This is a genomic window from Acidovorax sp. NO-1, assembly GCF_000238595.1.
Taxonomy (GTDB): domain Bacteria; phylum Pseudomonadota; class Gammaproteobacteria; order Burkholderiales; family Burkholderiaceae_C; genus Acidovorax.
In genome coordinates, this window is record NZ_AGTS01000101.1 from 1 (window position 1) to 19,447 (window position 19,447).

15 protein-coding genes, 1 tRNA gene and 2 pseudogenes are annotated in these 19,447 nt (G+C 66.1%); 10 read left to right on the forward strand and 8 right to left on the reverse strand.

Annotated features, from left to right (window positions below; translation table 11 throughout):
* Together KYG_RS16700 and KYG_RS16705 are read right to left on the reverse strand one after the other, a co-directional pair.
* Nucleotides 1-1,402 (reverse strand): DUF802 domain-containing protein (locus tag KYG_RS16700; RefSeq protein WP_008906112.1); only part of this gene is annotated, 1,402 nt, incomplete at its 3' end.
* A complete protein-coding gene (locus KYG_RS16705; protein ID WP_008906113.1) occupies nt 1,399-2,220 on the reverse strand; it encodes a DUF3348 family protein in 822 nt (273 codons plus the stop codon). The genes KYG_RS16705 and KYG_RS16700, both read right to left, overlap by 4 nt.
* A 343-nt stretch (nt 2,221-2,563) precedes the next feature.
* Between KYG_RS16705 and KYG_RS16710 the strand changes: the two genes are divergently transcribed.
* From KYG_RS16710 to KYG_RS16740, 6 genes and pseudogenes are all read left to right on the forward strand, one after another.
* Complete coding sequence (locus KYG_RS16710) at nt 2,564-3,193, forward strand: YitT family protein (RefSeq protein ID WP_182119131.1); 630 nt, start codon at nt 2,564-2,566, stop codon at nt 3,191-3,193.
* Between the two features lie 579 nt (nt 3,194-3,772).
* A pseudogene (locus KYG_RS16720) lies at nt 3,773-4,051 on the forward strand (copper oxidase); the annotation flags it as partial.
* Nucleotides 4,052-4,072: 21 nt separating this feature from the next.
* Nucleotides 4,073-4,570 (forward strand): plastocyanin/azurin family copper-binding protein, encoded by a 498-nt coding sequence (locus KYG_RS16725; RefSeq protein WP_034695072.1) that lies wholly within the window; start codon nt 4,073-4,075, stop codon nt 4,568-4,570.
* 14 nt (nt 4,571-4,584) lie between these two features.
* Nucleotides 4,585-5,124, forward strand: a complete 540-nt coding sequence (locus KYG_RS16730) for a DUF411 domain-containing protein (protein ID WP_008906118.1) — start codon at nt 4,585-4,587, stop codon at nt 5,122-5,124.
* Entirely contained in the window at nt 5,121-5,507 is a 387-nt protein-coding gene (locus KYG_RS16735; RefSeq protein ID WP_008906119.1) for a copper-binding protein, read from the forward strand. The genes KYG_RS16730 and KYG_RS16735 overlap by 4 nt, the downstream gene beginning before the upstream one ends.
* A 50-nt stretch (nt 5,508-5,557) precedes the next feature.
* Nucleotides 5,558-6,566: pseudogene (locus tag KYG_RS16740) on the forward strand (P1 family peptidase).
* A 145-nt stretch (nt 6,567-6,711) separates the two neighbouring features.
* On the opposite strand, the gene KYG_RS16745 reads toward KYG_RS16740, so the two are convergent.
* The 3 genes from KYG_RS16745 to KYG_RS16755 form a co-directional block, all read right to left on the reverse strand.
* Nucleotides 6,712-6,788, reverse strand: a tRNA-Val gene (locus KYG_RS16745).
* A 108-nt stretch (nt 6,789-6,896) separates the two neighbouring features.
* Complete coding sequence (locus KYG_RS16750) at nt 6,897-9,110, reverse strand: bifunctional (p)ppGpp synthetase/guanosine-3',5'-bis(diphosphate) 3'-pyrophosphohydrolase (protein ID WP_008906121.1); 2,214 nt, start codon at nt 9,108-9,110, stop codon at nt 6,897-6,899.
* Complete coding sequence (locus tag KYG_RS16755) at nt 9,107-10,066, reverse strand: alpha/beta fold hydrolase (RefSeq protein WP_008906122.1); 960 nt, start codon at nt 10,064-10,066, stop codon at nt 9,107-9,109. The genes KYG_RS16750 and KYG_RS16755 overlap by 4 nt, the downstream gene beginning before the upstream one ends.
* A 115-nt stretch (nt 10,067-10,181) precedes the next feature.
* Here KYG_RS16755 and KYG_RS16760 point away from each other — a divergent pair, with 115 nt between their 5' ends.
* Nucleotides 10,182-10,964 (forward strand): 3-hydroxybutyrate dehydrogenase, encoded by a 783-nt coding sequence (locus KYG_RS16760; protein ID WP_008906123.1) that lies wholly within the window; start codon nt 10,182-10,184, stop codon nt 10,962-10,964.
* Nucleotides 10,965-11,074: 110 nt separating this feature from the next.
* Here KYG_RS16760 and KYG_RS16765 read toward each other — a convergent pair whose 3' ends face one another.
* Nucleotides 11,075-11,788: an SIMPL domain-containing protein gene (locus KYG_RS16765; RefSeq protein WP_034695074.1), complete on the reverse strand. Its 714-nt coding sequence runs from the start codon at nt 11,786-11,788 to the stop codon at nt 11,075-11,077.
* Nucleotides 11,789-12,005: 217 nt separating this feature from the next.
* On the opposite strand from KYG_RS16765, the gene ompR reads away from it, so the two are divergent.
* Nucleotides 12,006-12,737: a two-component system response regulator OmpR gene (ompR, locus tag KYG_RS16770; RefSeq protein ID WP_008906125.1), complete on the forward strand. Its 732-nt coding sequence runs from the start codon at nt 12,006-12,008 to the stop codon at nt 12,735-12,737.
* 10 nt (nt 12,738-12,747) lie between these two features.
* Nucleotides 12,748-14,286, forward strand: a complete 1,539-nt coding sequence (locus KYG_RS16775; RefSeq protein ID WP_237707283.1) for an ATP-binding protein — start codon at nt 12,748-12,750, stop codon at nt 14,284-14,286.
* A gap of 51 nt (nt 14,287-14,337) precedes the next feature.
* Here the strand turns inward: KYG_RS16775 and ispF are convergent, their stop codons facing one another.
* Nucleotides 14,338-14,817, reverse strand: a complete 480-nt coding sequence (ispF, locus tag KYG_RS16780) for a 2-C-methyl-D-erythritol 2,4-cyclodiphosphate synthase (protein WP_008906127.1) — start codon at nt 14,815-14,817, stop codon at nt 14,338-14,340.
* A gap of 101 nt (nt 14,818-14,918) precedes the next feature.
* The gene (locus KYG_RS16785) at nt 14,919-15,815 is read right to left on the reverse strand and encodes a 2-C-methyl-D-erythritol 4-phosphate cytidylyltransferase (RefSeq protein ID WP_008906128.1); all 897 of its coding nucleotides are present in this window, start codon (nt 15,813-15,815) and stop codon (nt 14,919-14,921) included.
* A 98-nt stretch (nt 15,816-15,913) separates the two neighbouring features.
* On the opposite strand from KYG_RS16785, the gene mfd reads away from it, so the two are divergent.
* Complete coding sequence (mfd, locus tag KYG_RS16790) at nt 15,914-19,390, forward strand: transcription-repair coupling factor (RefSeq protein WP_008906129.1); 3,477 nt, start codon at nt 15,914-15,916, stop codon at nt 19,388-19,390.
* Nucleotides 19,391-19,447: the final 57 nt, after the last annotated feature.

A 19,447-nucleotide genomic window follows, 5' to 3' on the forward strand; every position in this document is an offset into this window, starting at 1 on the left:
CGATTTTCTCGACCGTCTCCTGCAAGGAAGCCAGCAGCGCCGTGGTGCGCTGTTCGAAGGCCTGCGATGCGGTCTGCAGCGACTGGTCAAGCTGCACCGCAGCGCCCTCCAGCGCGTGACACACGCCGCGCTGCTGCTGCGCCGTTTGTTCGCCCATCTGCTGCCATTTCTCCGCCAGTCGGCTGGCCATGCCCTCCATGGACTGGCTCCAACCTGCAAGGCGCTGCTGGTCCGCCGCCAGTTGGGCCGCCTGTGATTGGGCCACTGTCTCTTGCAATGTGATCACCAGCGCGGTGGTGCGCTGCTCCAGCATCTGGGTGATGGACTGCAGCGCGCTGCCCAACTGCACCGCCTGCTGGTCCTGCGTCTGCGTGTGGCGGTGCAAGGCCTCCGTCCAGGTGTCGGCCACCTGGCGGGCCGTGCCTTCCCATTGGGCCGTGAGGGCATGCATCTGCACACCGGTAGCCTCGCGCAGCCGCTGGTGCGAGCGCTCGGCCTCTTGCGCCAGCGTTGCCATGGCCTGCTCCACCACCGGGCGGATCGTCTCACCCGCCATGCGGGCGCTGGCGCCCAGACTGTCGTGCAGGGATGCGCCCACGGTGGTGGCGAGCTGGGTGTAGGCCGCGGCCGCTTCGCGATGAAACACCTGCTGCTGGTCTTGCAATTGGCCGTTTAACTGCTCGTGGCGGCGCTCCAGCCCTTCCATCAGGCCGTGCAGGCGCTCCGCAATCAGCGGCATGGCCTGCGCCTGGGCCTTCAGGGCCTCGAACATTTCCTGGCGCCGGTGGGCCGCCGAGAAGGGGCGCAGCTCGCTGGCGATGCGGGCATCGAGCGTGCGCAACGCTGCCAGCCGCTCGCGGCGGCACAAGGCGGACATCAGCCCCAGCATGGCCGACGCAGCCACCCCGGCCACCGAAGTGCCAAACGACAGACCCAGCCCCTTAATGGGCGCGGCCAGCGCCGCCCGGATCGACTCCAGGCTGGACGAGGCTTCCAATGCGAACACCGCACCCTTGAACGTGACCACCATGCCGAGAAAGGTACCCAACATGCCGAGCATGACCAAGAGCCCCACCAGGTAGGGCGCCAGCGCAGGGCCCGGCAGCGGCACACGCTCCCCGTCAATCCGCTGTCGTACCGGGTTGCGCAGGGACGGATGCAGGCGCTCAAGCCAGCCGCCCAGGTTCTCCAGGGACTGCTGCCCCAGCCCGGCCAGAGCTGCCGATAGCGACGAGGTCGCGGCCCGGAATTGCATCAGTTCAAAGGCGCCCAGTACATAGACGGCGGCGATCACCACCGTCATGGTGAGCGCCAGCGGGCTGGAACCGGCAAAGCCCCAGCCCACCCAGCCCACCACGGCCAGGCCTGTGGCAAAGATGGCAGCCATCACACTCTTGTTCATTCGATCATTCCTGTTTCCGGTTCCGGGGTCTTCCTGGTTTTGGGGGCGCTGTGCGTGGAGCAGGGGGCGTCGTTCTGTGCCGCTTCCAGCAAGCCCGCAAGGGGTTCGAGCCGCACCTGCAGCTCGGCCAGCAGCAGCGCCTGCAGGTCGCGCTCAAAGGCATGCAGCCAGCCCCCCGGCAGCGACCACCGGTGCGGATCGTCGTCCCGCCCTGCGGCCTTCAGATGCTGCTCATGGGCCGTGCGCAGCTGCGCCATCCGCCGCTCCAGATGGCCGGGTAATGAGGCCCAAAGCCTTTGCTCGCGTGCGCCCAGCATCTGCTGCAACACGGCATCCAGAGCCGCGAGCCTGCGCAAGCCCGGCGGCCCCACCGACAAACCTTGGCGCAGTTGCAGCCGCAGGGCGGCCACCCGCGCGTCCAGCTGCTTGTGCAGTGCCAGATACCGCGCCACGTGGACGGCAAACTCTGCTGCGGCCTGGGGGTCCGGCTGGTCGGGCGAGGTGTTGTCGGCCCGCTGCCGCCCCGGTTTGACGGGGGCCGGCGGGACGGTGACAAGCTCGACCAGCTCCGCCCTGGTGGACTGGAAAGCCGCCTGCAGCGCGCGCGAGTCCACAGGGTGCTGCTTGTGGGGAATCGCCGGGGAATCCGTGGACTCCAGGGCGTGCAGCGCACGGCTCAGCGCGACGGCATCCACGGTGCTGAGCCATTGGCTCAGCTGCTCGGCCACGTCCGGGCGCGGCTGCACGCCCTGGGCATGCGCCCATTGCTTTAGCAGGAGAACGAGTCTTGAGCTGTTGAGTTTGTGGTGCTGGTACATCGGTGGGGGCCGGTCAGGGCGCCTGCAGCAGCCAGAGGGTGCAGGCGCCTTGGGGAGGAGGTCCCCGCAATCGGCAAAGCCTGCTATTTTCGCAGGAACGCTGGCGCCCCAGCCCCCGGGTGCCCTGGGTTGCAGGTGTTACATCTGTCTCTGGGGGCCCCTGCCCATCGCGCGCGCGGGGCAAATCACGCTGCCGATTGGTGTTTTGTTGACCACGGACAAGTTCTGACGGCCGCCCGGGAGGTCCAATCGCCCTCACGCTGCGCCGCCTGCGCATGCCGTGGGATCCCCTATTTACCTGCAATTCGCCATGTCCAACCCTTCCGCACCCCTTGGCGCGCCCATGGCGAAGACACCCGCCCGGGAAGCTGCCCCCGTTGCCGTGCCCCACACGCTTACAGAAGACGCGGTCGCCATCTTCACCGGCGTGCTGCTGATTTCCGTGGGGGTGGCATTTTTTACCAGCGCGGGGCTTCTGACCGGGGGCACAGCGGGCCTTGCGTTTCTGCTGCACTACGCCACAGGCATCGGCTTCGGCAAGATCTTCTTTGTGCTGAACCTGCCGTTTTACTGGCTGGCATTGCGCAAGCTCGGGCGCGCATTCACCGTGAAGACCTTTGCTGCCGTCCTGCTGCTTTCGCTGCTGTCAGAGATGCAGGCACAGTTTCTGCAGTTTGCGCAGCTGCAACCGCTTTACGCCGCCATTGCGGGGGGACTGATCACCGGGACAGGTTTTCTGGTGCTGTTCCGGCACCGCTGCAGCCTCGGCGGCGTGGGCATCGCGGCGCTGTACCTGCAGGACCGCTACGGATGGCGCGCCGGCAAGGTGCAGATGGCGGTGGACTGCTGTATCGTGCTACTGGCCCTCTGGACAGTCGACCCCCTGCGGGTCGCGTGGTCCATCGCCGGTGCAGTGGCCCTGAACCTGGTCCTCGCCATGAACCACCGGCCCGGGCGCTACATGGCGGTGTAGTGCGCAGATAGCGCCCCATTTCCCTTCAGTAACGTCGGAACGGGTGGGAACCAACTGGTCAGCCGTCGTATCATCTCTCGCATGCGTCGCGGCTTTTTCATGTTCCTGATGTTGGTGCTGGTCCTCAGAGGACTCACCGGCATGGCCATGGCCGCAGGGGTTGTACCCCCGTTGGTGCCCGCGGGTTCTCATCTCCAGGAGCTAGCCCATCACCATGGCTCGGTGGAGGCTCAGGACACCTCCAGTCATCACGCCGGCGTCTTCGTTGGTCACGTCACTCTCGCGTCTGACGCTGCCGAGCCCTGCGCAAGCGGTTCGGAGGGCTGCGGCCTGCATGCGGACCATGCAGGCACCTGCTCCGCCTGCGAGATTTGCCACTCGGCCATGCTTGCCCCATCAGCGCCTTCGCGCGTACCCCCTGTCCCCCTGGACCCAATGCCCCCACAGGGCGCGACCACCTTTCACAGCGCGCCCGCTGCGCCGGACATCAAACCGCCCATCGCCTGATCTCCCACGCCCGAAGTGCGTCTGCCAACGCCTGAAACCCACCCGACGAGGTGCCATCAGCGGCAGCGCAACATGCCGCTGCCCGACAACACCTTCCCCATGATGACCGGCACCGGACAGTTCGGCCCGGTGGAGATGGGCGGCATGTTCACCACGTTCAAGGTACGGGCCGACCAGCCAGCGGGCGACTACCGCGACCCGGGCGACTTCAAGCACCCTGCAGGCACCGTGGCTTACGAATGGCAGGGCACCCCCGCCAGCACTCCACGCCCTGCGCGCACCGACGCCCCTGGCACGGCACCCGGCGCTGCCAACGCACGCAAGCCCCCCACCAGCGGCCACCAGCACTAACCTTTCCCATCAGGACACACCATGAACACTATTAAATTGATAGCTGCTTGCGCTTTATGTATAAGCGCCAGCACCTCTTTTGGCCATGAAAATGCCCATCACACTCCGTCGAACAGCCCGGTGGTCAAGGAGCAAAAGGACTGGGGCATCGCGGGCGACGCCAAGGCTGTGCGCCGCACCATCACCCTGCGCATGACCGACGACATGCGCTTTGCGCCGAACCACATCGAAGTGCGCGAGGGCGACACCGTGCGGCTGCGCGCCGAGAACCGCGGCAAGGTGCTGCACGAGATCGTGATCGGCACCAAGGCCGAGCTGGACGCCCACGCCGAAATGATGAAAAAGCACCCCGGCATGGAACACGACGAGCCCTACATGGCCCACGTGGCGGCGGGCAAGACCGGCGATATCGTGTGGCACTTCAACCGCGCCGGGAGCTTTGACTTTGCCTGCCTGATCGCCGGCCACTACCAGGCTGGCATGACCGGCACCATCACCGTGCTGCCCCGCACCAAGTAACGCCAGGAGAAACCATGACCACCGTACACCAACATCGCCGCGCATCCGCCGCAGCCAGCCCTGCACGCCGCCAATGGCTCGCCACGGCACTACCCTTGCTGGCTGCGGGCGCGGCCATCACCCTGCTGCCCGGCGCGTCCCGCGCAACACCCAAAACGCCCACACCGCTGGAAGTGTGGAAAGACCCCAACTGCGGCTGCTGCCAGGACTGGGTGGACCACATGCAGGCCAACGGCTTTGCCGTGAAGGTGCACGAAACCGGCAACAACGCCGTGCGTGCCCGCCTGGGTCTGCCGCAAAAGCTCGGCTCGTGCCACACCGCCCTCGTTGGCGGCTATGTGGTGGAAGGCCATGTGCCTGCCAGTGACGTGCGCGCCCTTCTGCAGCAAAAACCCAAAGCCCTGGGCCTTGCGGTGCCCGGCATGCCCGTGGGCTCGCCCGGCATGGACGGCGCGGTGTACGGCAACCGCCGCGACCCCTACGATGTGCTGCTGGTCGCCCGCGACGGCACCACCCGCGTTTTCAACAGCTACAACCCAAAGGCCCCGTCATGAAACCACTCGCCCACTCCACCGCTGCCCTGTTACTGGCCTGCGCGCTGGGTCCGGCCCTGGCGCAGGCCCCCGCCCCGGCGGACGGCCATGACAGCCACCACCCTGCTGCCGCTCCGGCCGCACAGGGAGCCACTGACAATCCATCGGCGGACCAGAGCGAGCTGAGCGAAGGCGAAATCACGCGCTGGGACCCGCGCACGCTCAAGGTCACGCTGCGCCACGGCGAAATCAAGAACCTGGAGATGCCGCCCATGACCATGGTGTTCCGCGTGGCGGATGCGGGTGTGCTGGGGGAACTGAAGCCGGGCGACAAGGTGCGCTTTCAGGCCGAAAAAAGGCCCCCGGGCACCTATCACGTCACGCACATCGAGAAAGCGCCCTGAACACCGACCCACCCGTCTGACGCCAAGTCGGCGCACCATAATCGACGGCCATGAGCTCCCCACACATTCTCACTGGCAGCGCCGGCAGCATCACCCGCGTGGCCGGGATCGAGGTAGGCCACTTCACCGACACGCGCCGCCCCACGGGCTGCACCGTTGTCATGGCGCGCGAAGGTGCCGTGGGCGGCGTGGATGTCCGCGGCGCAGCGCCCGGAACGCGCGAGACAGATCTGCTCGACCCGTGCAACCTGGTCGAAAAGGTGCACGCCATCGTGCTGGCCGGCGGCAGCGCCTGGGGGCTGGAGGCCGCCACCGGCGCCGTGCGCTGGCTGGAAGAGCGCGGCGTGGGCTTTGACGTATCCGTGGGCCGCCTGCCCATCGTGCCCGCCGCGGTGCTGTTTGACCTGCTGGTGGGCGACATGCGCATCCGCCCCGATGCCGCTGCCGGCTATGCCGCCTGCGATGCCGCATCTGCGACAGATCCTGCAGAAGGCAACGTGGGCGCAGGAACAGGCGCCGCCGTAGGCAAGATCTTTGGAATGCAGCGCGCCATGAAAGGCGGCATCGGCACCGCATCGGTGACGGTAGAGGGAGTCACGGTGGGCGCCCTCATCGCCTGCAATGCTCTGGGAGATGTGGTGGACCCCGACACTGCCCAGGTGATCGCCGGTGCGCGCACCGATGACGGCCTGCGGCTGCGCGACACCCGCCGCGCCTTGCTGCGGGGCGAGGCCCCTCAACCACTCCTGGCCGGCACCAACACCACCATCGGGGGTGGTGGCCACGGATGCTGTGATCACCAAGGTGCAGGCCCACCGGCTGGCGGTATCTGCCCACGACGGCCTGGCGCGCAGCATCAACCCGGTGCACACCATGTCCGACGGCGACACGCTTTTCAGCCTGGGAACCGGCCGGGCCGGCAAGAGCGTGGGGATGATGGTCTTGGCCACGATGGCCGCCGAGGCCACGGCCATCGCCACGGCGCGCGCTGTGCGGGCGGCCCGCTCGATCACGACCGCAGAGGGTCTGCATCTGCCCTGGGCCGGGGAGCTCGGCTGAAGCAGCACGTCCCTCGAAACCCGTCGCCCAAGGGGCATAAAAATAAAAGCCACCCGCTGGGGTGGCTTGAGAGATGATTTGCAGGCAGGTGCCTGCAGCAAGTTTTTTTGGAAACGTCTGAAGCTGGTTTCTTCGGACAAAAACTTGGTAGGCGCGATTGGACTCGAACCAACGACCCCCACCATGTCAAGGTGGTGCTCTAACCAGCTGAGCTACGCGCCTGTCGTTGTTTAGACCACGATTATAGCCATAAAAAACGGGCCCTCAGCGCAGCGCTCGACAAATCGCTCGAGGCACCGTTGCGAAGACTCCTCGCGCCCCAGCCACCGATCAGCGCCTGCGCGCCGAGCGCACTCCCTGCACCCCGGCCACGATGCCCAGCACCTTGTTCAACCGGCCCGAATCCGACACCTCCACGGTGAAGGTCATCCATGCGGTGCCTTTAACAGACTGCGTCTGCACGCCGATCACGTTGGTCTTCTCGCGGGCAAAAACTTCCGAAATATCGCGCAGCAGACCCTGGCGGTCTGCAGCCTCCACCGCCACATCCACGGGGTAGACGGCAGCAAGGGCGGAGGCCTTCGGGGCGCCCCACTCCACGTCGATCACGCGCTCTGCGTTGCGGGCCGCCATCTGGCGGAAGTTGCTGCAATCCGCCCGGTGCACGCTCACGCCCTTGCCGCGCGTGACGAATCCGCGGATCACGTCCGGCGGCGCAGGCTTGCAGCACTTGGCCAGCTGCGTCATCAGCGAGTCGATACCCACCACCAGCACGCCCCCCTTGGGCGACGATTCGTTGGTGCGCGTCTTTTTCAGCAGCAGGAAATCATCGGGCGGCACCACCGGCTCGGGCGGGCGCAGTACGGTTTCGATGTTGCGCAGCGAAAACTCGTCCTTGCCCACCACTTCAAACAGGCCGTCGGCCGACTTGAACCCCAGCTGCACCGCCAGGTCTTCCAGCTTGATGGCAGTTTTGCCTTCGCGCTGCAGCAGTTTCTCGACCGCCTCGCGCCCCCGAGCCACCGTCTCGTGCGTCGCCTGGGCGTTGAACCACGCACGCACCTTGGCCTTGGCGCGGTTGCTGGTCAGGTAGCCCAGTTCGGCATTGAGCCAGTCGCGGGAGGGGCGGCCCTCCTTCACGGTGGAAATTTCCACCGTCTGGCCGTTTTGCAGAGGCGTATTCAGCGGCACCATGGCGCCGTCCACCTTGGCCCCCCGGCACCGGTGCCCCAGGCTGGTATGCACCGCATAGGCAAAGTCCACCGGGGTGGCGCCTTGCGGCAACTCGACCACGGCGGCATCGGGCGTCAGCACGTAGATGCGGTCCTCGAAGAGCCCCCGGTTGGGCACGGCGCCCGAGAGGTCGCGCTCCCACGCCAGCAGCTGGCGCAGCACGGCAATCTTGGCGTCATATTCGCCGGCGGCCGACACCCCCGCGTAGCCTTTGCTGCCAGCTTCCTTGTAGGCCCAGTGTGCAGCCACCCCGTGCTCGGCGTGGTCGTGCATGGCCTGCGTGCGGATCTGGATCTCGATGGGTTTGCCATGGTCGTCGCGCACGATGGTGTGCAGCGACTGATAGCCATTTGGTTTGGGCTTGGCGATGTAATCGTCAAACTCCTCCACGATGGGCTTGAACTGCTCATGCACCCAGCTCAGCGCTGCGTAGCAATCTTTCACGTTGGGTACGACCACCCGCAAGGCGCGGATATCGAACACCTGGTCGAAATTGAGCGACTTGCCGCGCATCTTCTTGACGATGCTGTAGATGTGCTTGGGGCGGCCCTGCACGCTGGCGCTGATGCTGCGGGCGCGCAAGTCGGATTCAAGCCGCGCGCGCAGCTGCTCCATATACACCTCGCGCTCGCCGCGCTTTTCGTCGAGCAGTCGGGCCACCTCCTTGTAGGTGTCTGGCTCCAGAAACCGGAAGGACAGGTCCTCCAGCTCCCACTTCACCTGCCAGATGCCCAGGCGGTTGGCCAGAGGCGCAAAGACCTGCAGGGATTCGCGCGCCAGACTGGGCGCAACGGGCAGCTTGCTGGCGGCATGAAAACGCAGGGTCTGCAGGCGCGAGGCCAGGCGCAGCATCACCACGCGCAGATCGCGCGAGAAGGCGAGCAGCATCTTGCGCACGTTCTCGGTCTGCACGGCCGGATCGTCCAGGTGCTCGGCACCGCGGGCCTGCTGCTGCACGCGCATCAGCTTGGTGGTTTCTACCGCCAAGGCGGCAAAGTTCTCGCCAAAGGCCTTGGCGATCACCTCTTCGGGCTTGTTCAGATGGATGCAGGCATGCACCAGATAGCTGGCGGCCTGCATGGCCTCCGACCCGCCGATGCTCTTGAGAATGGCGGCGACGGCGTCAGCGTGGGCCAGGGTGTTCTCACCCGAATCCAGCGTTTCGCCGGCCATCAGCGGCTCCGCAAAGGCACGGGCCCGTGCCAGCGCGTTCACCTGCTCGGGCAGTGTGTGCGCGGTGGCGGCCAGCAGCTGTGGCAGTGCCTCCGCCTGGGGAGCGTGCGACGCCTGAGCGGGAGGGTAGGTTTTCATCCGGCCAGAGCACCTTCCTGCGCAAGGAGGAACTGTGTGACCGCAGCGACCTGGTCTGCCGCCACCAGCGTGGGCGCATGCCCTACGCCGTCAAATTCGACCAGGCGCGCACGCGGCCCCCGCAGGGCCATGGCCGTCGCGGTTTCGCGCGAGAGCAGGTCGGACTGCGCACCGCGCAGCAGCAGCGTGCGGGCTGTGATGTGGTCATACAGCTGCCAGAGCGTGGCCTCGCCCGCCGCCGCAGACTCCTGGGTCAATGTCCTGAACGGTACAGCGATGGCCGGGTCGTAATGGAGCACCAGGCCCCCATCGGGCAGCTCACGCACCATGTGGCGCGACAGCTCCAGCCATTGCTCGGGCGTGTGCGGTCCGAAGCTGGTAGAGATCGCCCACATGGCATCGGCCGCCTGCTGCAGCGATTCAAACCGCACCGTCTGCCCCAGGTATTGCCCGATGCGCTGCAGCGCCTCCCACTGGATCACTGGCCCCACGTCGTTCAGCACCAGCCGGCGCACGGGCACGGGCAGCGGCAGCCCGGGCTGGCCCGTGACGCCCATGCCGATCAGCCCCCCCATGCTCGTGCCCACCCAATCCAGGGTGGCCATGGGTGCCTGCTGGTGGATCTGGCCGAGCAACGCCAGCATGTCAGCTGCATATTGCGGAATCTGGTAGCCCATCGGGTCGGCCAGCCAGTCGCTGCGGCCCCGCCCCACCACGTCGGGGCAGATCACGCGGGCATGCGCGCTCAGCGTGCGCGCCAGGGTGTCAAAGTCGCGCCCTTGCCGCGAGAGGCCATGCACACACACCACCACATGCGGGTGGGCCGGATTGCCCGTTGCATTCCACTCCCAGTATGCCATGCGGTGCTGCGATGTTGCCGCCGTGGCCGCGCCTGCAGACGACGGTGGGGCCGCAGAACCAGGGCACAGTACGTAGTTCAGCGTAGGTTCATTCATGGGTGCGAAATCCTGGAGCGGCGCTTGATAATGCTTGTGAAAGTCGGCCCGCATCGCCCAGCGTGCGCGCCGACTTTTCCTTGCTTTGCATCGTAATTCATTCGGAGAGACTCCCATGCTGAAAGGCAAAACTGCCCTCGTCACCGGCTCTACCAGTGGCATTGGTCTTGGCATCGCCAAGGCGCTCGCCCGCCAGGGCGCCAATATCGTGCTCAACGGATTTGGCGATGTGGATGGCCCCCGTGCCGAAGTGCTGGCAGCGGGCGAAGCTGCTGGCGCCCAGGTGGCCTACCATGGGGCCGACATGAGCCGCGCCAGCGACATCGAGGACATGATGAAGTACAGCGCAAGCCAGTTTGGCCGCGTGGACATCCTGGTGAACAACGCGGGCATCCAGCACGTGGCCAATGTGGAAGACTTTCCCGTGGAGCGCTGGGATTCCATCATTGCCATCAACCTCACCAGCGCTTTTCATACTTCGCGCCTTGCGCTGCCTGCCATGAAGGCTGCCAACTGGGGCCGCATCATCAATGTGGCGTCGGTGCACGGCCTGGTGGGCTCTGCACAGAAGTCTGCCTATGTGGCGGCCAAGCACGGCATCGTGGGGCTGACCAAGGTCACCGCCCTGGAGAACGCCACCACCGGAGTCACCTGCAACGCCATCTGCCCGGGCTGGGTGCTCACGCCGCTGGTGCAAAAGCAGGTCGATGCCAAGGCTGCGGAACGGGGCCTGTCCAACGAGGACGCCAAGAAGTTGCTGCTGGGCGAGAAAGAGCCTTCGATGCAGTTCACCACGCCGGAAGAGCTGGGCGAACTAGCCGTGTTCTTCTGCTCGCCGGCCGCCAACAATGTGCGCGGCGTAGCGTGGAACATGGATGGGGGCTGGGCCGCCCAATGAGCGCATGGCACCCTGCTGCGCTTGCAGCGCACCGGGGTCATCACACCACCCAAAAATGATAGCTACCAGCGCTTATCCAGTAAGCGCTGGCGGCTAATTTGGCTTGAAAATCAGCGCATCTGCACGGAACCCGACACGTTCACGATGACCTGGGCCTTGCCAGCCTCCACCGGCACGGCCGGGTCGGAGAACGAGCCCATCTTGGCTTCGGCTGCCATCATGCGGGGGCGTGGTCCGGGGTTCATCTCGTTGCTGTTCACCGCCACTTCCCTCAGGCTGTATTGGGTGAAGCCGAAACCCTTGGTCAGCTCGGCGGCCCGGGCCTTGAACTGTTCGATCGCCTCTGTCTGCGCCTCCGTCTCCACCTTGGCGCGCGCCTCGCGCGACAGGCCAAACGCCACGTTGTTGATCGTCAGTGTCTGAATCTTGCCGGCCGTGGTCGTGATGCGTGAAAAGTCACGCCCCTCCAGCACCAGTTCGGCCCGGCCCTGCCAGCCGTTGATCTTGCCGTCCTTGCCATAGCGTGGGTAAAGTCCGAAGGGCCCCGTGCGCACGTCCATCTGCCCGGGCTGGGCGTTGCGTTTGGCTTCGGCCAGGGCCGCGTCCAGCGCCTGCTTGAGCTGGGTCTGCACAGTCGCAGCGTCGGCGGCTTCCTTGCTGGTGGCCAGATTGAGCACCAGCAAATCCTGCTGGACTTCCACCGTGCCGGAGGCCGAGAGCTGCACGACATTGCGCGGCTCTGGCGCGGTCATGGTTTGCGAAAAAGCGGCTCCAGCGCAAGCGATCAAAGCGCTTGCAGCTATCAATTTTGTAGTGTTTTTCATGGTAGTTCCGTCCTTGCTTCGGGTGCGCGAGCCCGGTTTGGGCTGTGCGGAACGTCACCATAACCGCAGTGCGACCCACCGGCCATAAAGCGTGTTCGCTGCCATCGCGAAGCTGCGCAAAACATGTAACAGTTGGTCAAACCCAAGGTCAAAACACGAACTTCGGCGTTTCAACTGGTCAGAATCGGCTCTGTTACAAATTGGACTTGGGATCAAGATGGCCACAACAACCAATCGCACCGACAAAGTTCTGGTGGTAGACGACGACGCACGGATCCGCGACCTGCTGCGCCGCTACCTCACCCAGGAAGGCTTTGAAGTGATGGTCGCTGAAGACGGCAAGGCACTGAACCGCCTGCTGCTGCGTGAGACGGTCGACATCATCGTGCTCGACCTCATGATGCCGGGCGAAGACGGGCTTTCCATCTGCCGCCGCCTGCGCGCTGCCAACGACCGCACCCCCATCATCATGCTCACCGCCAAGGGCGAGGACGTGGACCGCATCGTGGGCCTGGAAGTGGGTGCGGACGACTACCTGGGCAAACCTTTCAACCCCCGCGAGCTGCTGGCCCGCATCCACGCAGTGCTGCGCCGCCGCCCCGCACAGGAAGCACCCGGGGCCCCTTCGGGCGACAACGAGGTGGTCACTTTCGGCCCCTTCACATTCGATCTGGGTACCCGCGCACTGCAGCGCAATGGCGAAGAGTTGCCCCTGACCACCGGCGAATTCGCCATGCTCAAGGCACTGGTGCGCCACCCCCGCCAGCCGCTGTCGCGCGAGAAGCTTGCCCTGCTCGCCCGTGGCCGCGAGTTCGAGCCCTTTGACCGAAGCCTGGACGTGCAGATCTCTCGCCTGCGCAAACTCGTAGAGGTGGATGCCGCAGCGCCGCGCTACATCCAGACGGTGTGGGGGGTGGGCTACGTGTTCGTGCCGGACGGAACGAGCTGACCCGCTACCTATGCGCAAAACCGACGGAAATCCGGGGTCGCGTTCAGCATCGTCCCGGCAGTCCGTGACCGGGCCTGCCGACGCCACCAGCCCCGCCCCCCTGGAAGCCCTGCGGCAGGCCCGCGAGCACCGTGCGCGCGTGGGGCTCAACCTTTTCTGGCGCACCTTCTTCCTGCTGGCATTGCTGCTGGTGGGGAGCATTCTGGCCTGGCTGCAGACCCTGCGTGCGCTGGAGTTCGAGCCGCGCACACTGCACACCGCGCAGCAGATTGCCTCGCTGGTCAACCTCAGCCGCGCGGCGCTGGTGCACTCGGACGCCATCGCCCGGGTGTCGCTCATCAAGACCATGGCCGACCAGGAAGGGGTGCGCATCCTGCCGCGCGAGCCGTCCGACAAATTCGAACTGCTCCAAGGCACGGCCCTGGGCAACCGCCTGACCGACGAGCTCACCCAGCGCCTGGGGCCCGACACCATCGTGGCGCAAAACGTCAATGGCGAGACCGGCTTGTGGGTGGGTTTCAACATCAACGGAGACCCCAACTGGCTGCTGATGGACCGCTCGCGCTTCAGCCCGGCCGGGGGCCGCACGTGGTTGATCTGGCTCGTCACGGCAGGAGCGCTGTCCCTGGCCGGAGCCGCCGCCATTGCACGACTGATCAACCGGCCGCTCAAGCAGCTGTCCTATGCGGCCAACCGCGTCAAGGACGGTGACTTTGCCGCCAGCCACCTGGACGAAGAAGTGGTGACCAGTGAAATCCGCGAGGTGAATATCGGCTTCAACCGCATGGCGCAAAAGCTGGCCAAGCTGGAGCAGGATCGCGCCGTGATGCTGGCCGGTATCTCGCATGACCTGCGCACGCCACTGGCGCGCCTGCGTCTGGAAACCGAGATGAGCGTCAACGACCACGTCGCGCGCGAGCACATGGTGGCCGATATCGTTCAGCTTGACGCCACCATCGACAAGTTCCTGGATTACGCCCGCCCCGACCACGTGACACTCACGCCCGTCAACATGCACGCGGTGGTGTCATCGTGCGTGTACGCCGTGCAGGACCATCGGGAGCTGCAGATCACCATGTCGGTACCCGAAGATCTGAACGTGCTGGCCGACGAGGTGGAGCTTGCGCGCGTGATCTCCAATCTGCTCGAAAACGCGCGGCGCTACGGCAAGACCGAAGACACCGGCATCACCAGCGTCGAGATTGCCGCCAAGGGCCGCGAAAACTGGGTACTGGTCAAGTTGCGCGACCACGGTCCGGGCGTACCGCCTGAACAGCTGTCCAACCTGACCAAACCGTTTTTTCGGGGTGACTCCGCGCGCACGGCTGCGGCGGGCGCGGGCCTGGGGTTGTCCATCGTCGACAAGACGGTGCAGCGCATGGGCGGCATTTTTGCGCTGGCCAACTCCAGCACCGGCGGCCTGGTGGCCCACCTGCAGCTGCAACGCGCCACCGACCTGCCAGGCGGTGCCGATCCGAAGCAACGCCTGCAGCGCCCCTCCGTCAAACGGCAGTTGCCCCGGCGCCGCGCTGAAGACCGCGTGACCTGAAACGGGCAACGGCAGCCTGCAAGCGCACCGCAGGCTGCCGGGGCCCTGCCGTCAGCAGGTGCAGATCAGCACTGCGGCACGCGCCTCGATGGCAAGCCCCTGCCCCACCGGCCCCAGACGCTCTGCCGTCTTGGCCTTCACGTTGACCTGCCCCAGCGCAACGCCCGCCGCATGCGCAATGGCCACACGCATTCCGGGAATATGTGCTGCCAGGCGCGGCGCCTGGGCAATGACGGTGCTGTCGATGTTGCCGACCTCATAGCCCGCAGCGCGCACGCGCCGCGCAGCCTCTGCCAGCAGCACGCCCGAATCCGCGCCGCGGAAGGCGGCATCGGTATCCGGGAAATGGCTGCCAATGTCACCCAGGGCCGCGGCCCCGAGCAGCGCGTCCGTGATCGCATGCAGCAGCACATCGGCGTCCGAGTGGCCCAGCAGCCCCACGGGGTGCTCAATCTCCACACCACCTATCACCAGCCGGCGGCCGGGCACCAGGGCATGCACATCCCAGCCTTCACCAATCCTGATATTCATCCACTTGCCTTTGTGTATTTACGTGCCTTGCGGCGTTGTGTTTGCCACGCGTTCCCCCCGGTGGCCCGTGCAGCCAGCGGGTGGGCCGGGAAGGGCCGCCCCTAAAAGAGATTCTTCTTGCCTGGGGCGGTAGTCACCTGCCCCCGTTCGCCGCCAAAGCGCTCCAGCGTGGTACTGTGCGCGCGCTGCGCCAGCACTGCGGCGGCCAGCGCGAAATCGTCCGGGTAGGTAACCTTGAAATTCTGCGCCCCACCGGGTACCAGGCGGGGGTGAAAGCCCATGGCCTCCATTGCGCTGGCCTCATCGGTCACGTTGGAGCCTACCTTGACGATGGCATCCATCAGCGGGCCGATGCGGAACATCTGCGGCGTTTGCGCCAGCCATTTGTCACTGCGGTCCACCGTGGAGGCCACGCGTACTCCGCCGGGCCCGTCGATGGAGGTTTTGAGCGTGTCGGCCAGTTTGTGCGCCAACAGCCCTCCCACGCTGTCGCCCGCACACTGGTCAATGAGGGCGTTGATCTGCTCGGAGGTCACCAGGCACCGTGCCGCATCGTGAACCAGCACCCAGTCATGGGGCTGGGCGCCACGTTCCAGCAGCGCCTTGAGGCCGCCCAGCACCGTGTCGGCCCGCGTGGGGCCACCACACTCCACCACAAAATAAGCGGGATGCGCGTGGGTCTCCAGAAACCGGTCACCCGGTGCTACCGCCACCAGCGTCCCCAGCAGCCGCCCCACGCCTGCAAAGGCTGCGAGTGTGTGCAGCACCATGGGATGCCCCGCCACCAGGTGGTACTGCTTGGGTAACGGGCCTGCAGTGACCGCGGTGGGGTCCGAAAACGCCGCCACGGTGGAGGGCTGGGCGGGAGCCGCCTGCGCAGCACCCGCAATGCCCGCTGCCACTGCACGCGACCCCACGCCCGCACAGGGCACCAGCGCCCAGAACCGCCCCTGGGCAGACAAAGGAACGAGCGGGGGTTGCAGCAAGGGAGCAATCATGGAGCGCTCATTCTAGAATCCTCCGTTGCCCTCCGATCCAGCCCGTGCGTGTTCCGCGCCCCTGGGGATGCGGGGGGCCCAACGACGCCACCGTCCGCATGGAACTGCCCAAACTCTCCCCCGGAAAACGCTTCACCCTGCCCCGCCCCGTGGGCAGCGCCGACTCTCTGCTGCTGGCCCGCCTGGCCGAGCGCGACAGGGCCGCGGGCCGCACCACCGCCATCGTCACGGCCGACGCCACCGATGCGCAGCGCCTCATTGATGAGATGGCCTTTTTTGCGCCTGGCCTGCGTTGCGCGCTGTTCCCCGACTGGGAGACGCTGCCCTACGACAGCTTCTCGCCGCACCAGGACCTGATCAGCGAACGCCTGGCCACGCTGTGGCGCATCAGCCAGAAGGACAAGGACACCGGCGCCGACGTGGTGCTGGTGCCCGCCACCACGGCGTTGTACCGGCTGGCGCCACCGTCCTTTCTGGCGGGCTACACCTTCCACTTCAAGGTCAAGCAAAAGCTCGACGAGGCCAAGTTCAAGGCCCAGCTCACGCTGGCGGGCTACAGCCACGTCTCGCAGGTCGTAAGCCCGGGCGAGTACGCCGTGCGCGGCGGGCTGATCGACCTGTTCCCGATGGGCTCGCTGGTGCCGTTCCGCGTGGATTTGTTCGACGACGAAATCGACAGCATCCGCACCTTCGACCCCGACAGCCAGCGCAGCCTGTACCCCGTGCCCGAGGTGCGCCTGCTGCCCGGCCGCGAGTTCCCCATGGACGACGAGGCGCGCGCCAAATTCCGCAGCCGCTGGCGCGAGATGCTGGAGGGCGACCCGACCAAGAGCCGCATCTACAAGGACATGGGCGCGGGCGTGGCCACGGCGGGTATCGAGTACTACCTGCCGCTGTTCTTCGACGAGACAGCCACCGTGTTCGACTACCTCGGCGGTGAGGCCACCGTGGTGCTGCACGGCGATCTGGAGCCGGCCTTTCAGCGCTTCTGGCAGGACACCAAGGACCGGTTCCGGCTGGTGCAGGGCGACCCCGAGCGCCCGGCGCTGCCGCCCGAGGCACTGTTCCTCTCGGCCGACCAGTTCTACACGCGCGCCAAGGAGCATGCGCAGTTGTCCCTCCGCCCCGGCGTGGAGGACGTGGATGACAACCCGCACTTCCACAAGCTCGGCGACCTGTCGGTGGTGCGCGGTGCAGAAGACCCGCTGGCCCGGCTGCACGCCCACATCCGCAACACGCAGCACCGCGTGCTGCTGCTGGCCGAGAGCGATGGCCGGCGCGAGAGTTTGCTGGATTTTTTGCGCGCCAGTGGCGTGAACCCGCCGGCCTTCGACTCGCTGGCCGAGTTCCAGGGCACGGCCGACGAGAAGGTGGGCATCGCCACCGCGGGCCTCACCGTAGGCTTCAGCTGGATCGAGGACGGCATCGACTTCGTCACCGAGACCGAGCTGTTTGCCGCCGGCCCCACCACGCGCCGGCGCAAGAAGCAGGAGCAGGTGAGCGATGTCGAGGCGCTGATCAAGGATCTGGCCGAGCTGAACGTGGGCGACCCCGTGGTGCACAGCGCGCACGGCATCGGCCGTTACCGGGGCCTCATCAACATGGATGTGGGCAACAAGAACCCCGATGGCACGCCCGCCATGCAGGAGTTTCTGCACCTAGAATACGCCGACAAGGCAGTGCTCTATGTGCCCGTGAGCCAGCTGCAGCTCATCAGCCGCTACACCGGCGTCTCCGCCGACGAGGCGCCGCTGCACAAGCTCGGGAGCGGCCAGTGGGAAAAGGCCAAGCGCAAGGCCGCCGAGCAGGTGCGCGACAGCGCGGCCGAGCTGCTCAACATCTACGCCCGCCGTGCACTGCGCCAGGGCCATGCCTTCCGCTACAGCCCGCAGGACTACGAAACCTTTGCCAACGACTTCGGCTTTGAGGAAACGGCCGACCAGAACGCCGCCATCCACGCAGTAATCCAGGACATGATCAGCCCCCGCCCCATGGACCGCCTGGTCTGCGGCGACGTGGGTTTTGGCAAGACCGAGGTGGCGCTGCGCGCGGCCTTCGTGGCCGTGACGGGCGGCAAGCAGGTGGCCTTCCTCGCGCCCACCACGCTCTTGGCCGAGCAGCACTACCAGACGCTGGTGGACCGCTTTTCCAAGTGGCCGGTGAAGGTGGCCGAGGTCTCGCGCTTCCGGTCGGGCAAGGAGATCACCGCCGCCATCAAGGGCATCGGCGACGGCACGGTGGACATCGTGGTGGGCACGCACAAGCTATTGAGCGAATCCACCAAGTTCCACAACCTGGGCCTCTTGATCATCGACGAGGAGCACCGCTTTGGCGTGCGCCACAAGGAGCAGATGAAGGCCCTGCGCGCCGAGGTGGACGTGCTCACGCTCACGGCCACGCCCATCCCGCGCACGCTGGGCATGGCGCTCGAAGGGCTGCGCGACCTGTCGGTCATCGCCACCGCGCCACAGCGCCGCCTGGCGATCAAGACCTTTGTGCGCAACGAGGGCACGGGCGTGATCCGCGAGGCGGTGCTGCGTGAACTCAAGCGCGGCGGGCAGGTGTACTTTTTGCACAACGAGGTGGAGACCATCGAGAACCGCCGCCAGAAGCTCGAAGAGATATTGCCCGAGGCGCGCATCGCCGTGGCCCACGGCCAGATGCCCGAGCGCGAGCTGGAGCGCGTGATGCGCGACTTCGTGGCCCAGCGCTACAACATCCTTCTGTGCTCAACCATCATCGAGACCGGCATCGACGTGCCCACGGCCAACACCATCATCATGAGCCGCGCCGACAAGTTTGGCCTGGCGCAGCTGCACCAGCTGCGCGGCCGCGTGGGCCGCAGCCACCACCAGGCCTATGCCTACCTGATGGTGCCCGACACCGAGGGCCTGACCAAGCAGGCCGCGCAGCGCCTGGACGCCATCCAGCAGATGGAAGAACTGGGCAGCGGCTTCTACCTGGCCATGCACGACCTGGAGATTCGCGGCGCCGGCGAGGTGCTGGGCGAGAACCAGAGCGGCAACATGCTCGAAGTGGGGTTCCAGCTGTACAACGAGATGCTGAGCGAGGCCGTGAAGGCGCTCAAGGCGGGCAAGGAGCCCGACCTGCTCTCGCCGCTTTCGGTCACCACCGACATCAACCTGCACGCCCCTGCCCTGCTGCCCGACGACTACTGCGGCGACGTGCACCTGCGCCTGTCGTTCTACAAGAAGCTGGCCACGGCCAAGACGCCCGACCAGATCGACGGCCTGCTCGAAGAGATCGTGGACCGCTTCGGCAAGCTGCCGCAGCAGGCCCAGACGTTGATTGACGTGCACCGCCTGCGCGTACTGAGCCAGCCCTACGGCGTGGTGAAGGTGGATGCGGCGCCTGGCGTGATCAACATCACCTTCAAGCCCCAGCCGCCGATTGACCCGATGCGCATCATCGAGCTGATCCAAAAGAACAAGCACATCAAGCTGGCGGGCAACGAGAAGCTGCGCATCGAGCGCGAGCTGAAGGAGCCGAAAGACCGCGCGCAGATGGTGCGCGACATTCTGCGCAACCTGGGGCAGCCACTGGTTACCGCATGAATATCAATGAAAATGGCCTCTGACGCTTATCCAGCATGCGCAAGCAGCTATCAATAG

Coding starts and splice junctions, on each gene's coding strand:
- KYG_RS16705 (WP_008906113.1), bottom strand. CDS start 2,220: ATGTACCAGCACCACAAACTCAACAGCTCAAGACTCGTTCTCCTGCTA.
- KYG_RS16710 (WP_182119131.1), top strand. CDS start 2,564: ATGGCGAAGACACCCGCCCGGGAAGCTGCCCCCGTTGCCGTGCCCCAC.
- KYG_RS16725 (WP_034695072.1), top strand. CDS start 4,073: ATGAACACTATTAAATTGATAGCTGCTTGCGCTTTATGTATAAGCGCC.
- KYG_RS16730 (WP_008906118.1), top strand. CDS start 4,585: ATGACCACCGTACACCAACATCGCCGCGCATCCGCCGCAGCCAGCCCT.
- KYG_RS16735 (WP_008906119.1), top strand. CDS start 5,121: ATGAAACCACTCGCCCACTCCACCGCTGCCCTGTTACTGGCCTGCGCG.
- KYG_RS16750 (WP_008906121.1), bottom strand. CDS start 9,110: ATGAAAACCTACCCTCCCGCTCAGGCGTCGCACGCTCCCCAGGCGGAG.
- KYG_RS16755 (WP_008906122.1), bottom strand. CDS start 10,066: ATGAATGAACCTACGCTGAACTACGTACTGTGCCCTGGTTCTGCGGCC.
- KYG_RS16760 (WP_008906123.1), top strand. CDS start 10,182: ATGCTGAAAGGCAAAACTGCCCTCGTCACCGGCTCTACCAGTGGCATT.
- KYG_RS16765 (WP_034695074.1), bottom strand. CDS start 11,788: ATGAAAAACACTACAAAATTGATAGCTGCAAGCGCTTTGATCGCTTGC.
- ompR (WP_008906125.1), top strand. CDS start 12,006: ATGGCCACAACAACCAATCGCACCGACAAAGTTCTGGTGGTAGACGAC.
- KYG_RS16775 (WP_237707283.1), top strand. CDS start 12,748: ATGCGCAAAACCGACGGAAATCCGGGGTCGCGTTCAGCATCGTCCCGG.
- ispF (WP_008906127.1), bottom strand. CDS start 14,817: ATGAATATCAGGATTGGTGAAGGCTGGGATGTGCATGCCCTGGTGCCC.
- KYG_RS16785 (WP_008906128.1), bottom strand. CDS start 15,815: ATGATTGCTCCCTTGCTGCAACCCCCGCTCGTTCCTTTGTCTGCCCAG.
- mfd (WP_008906129.1), top strand. CDS start 15,914: ATGGAACTGCCCAAACTCTCCCCCGGAAAACGCTTCACCCTGCCCCGC.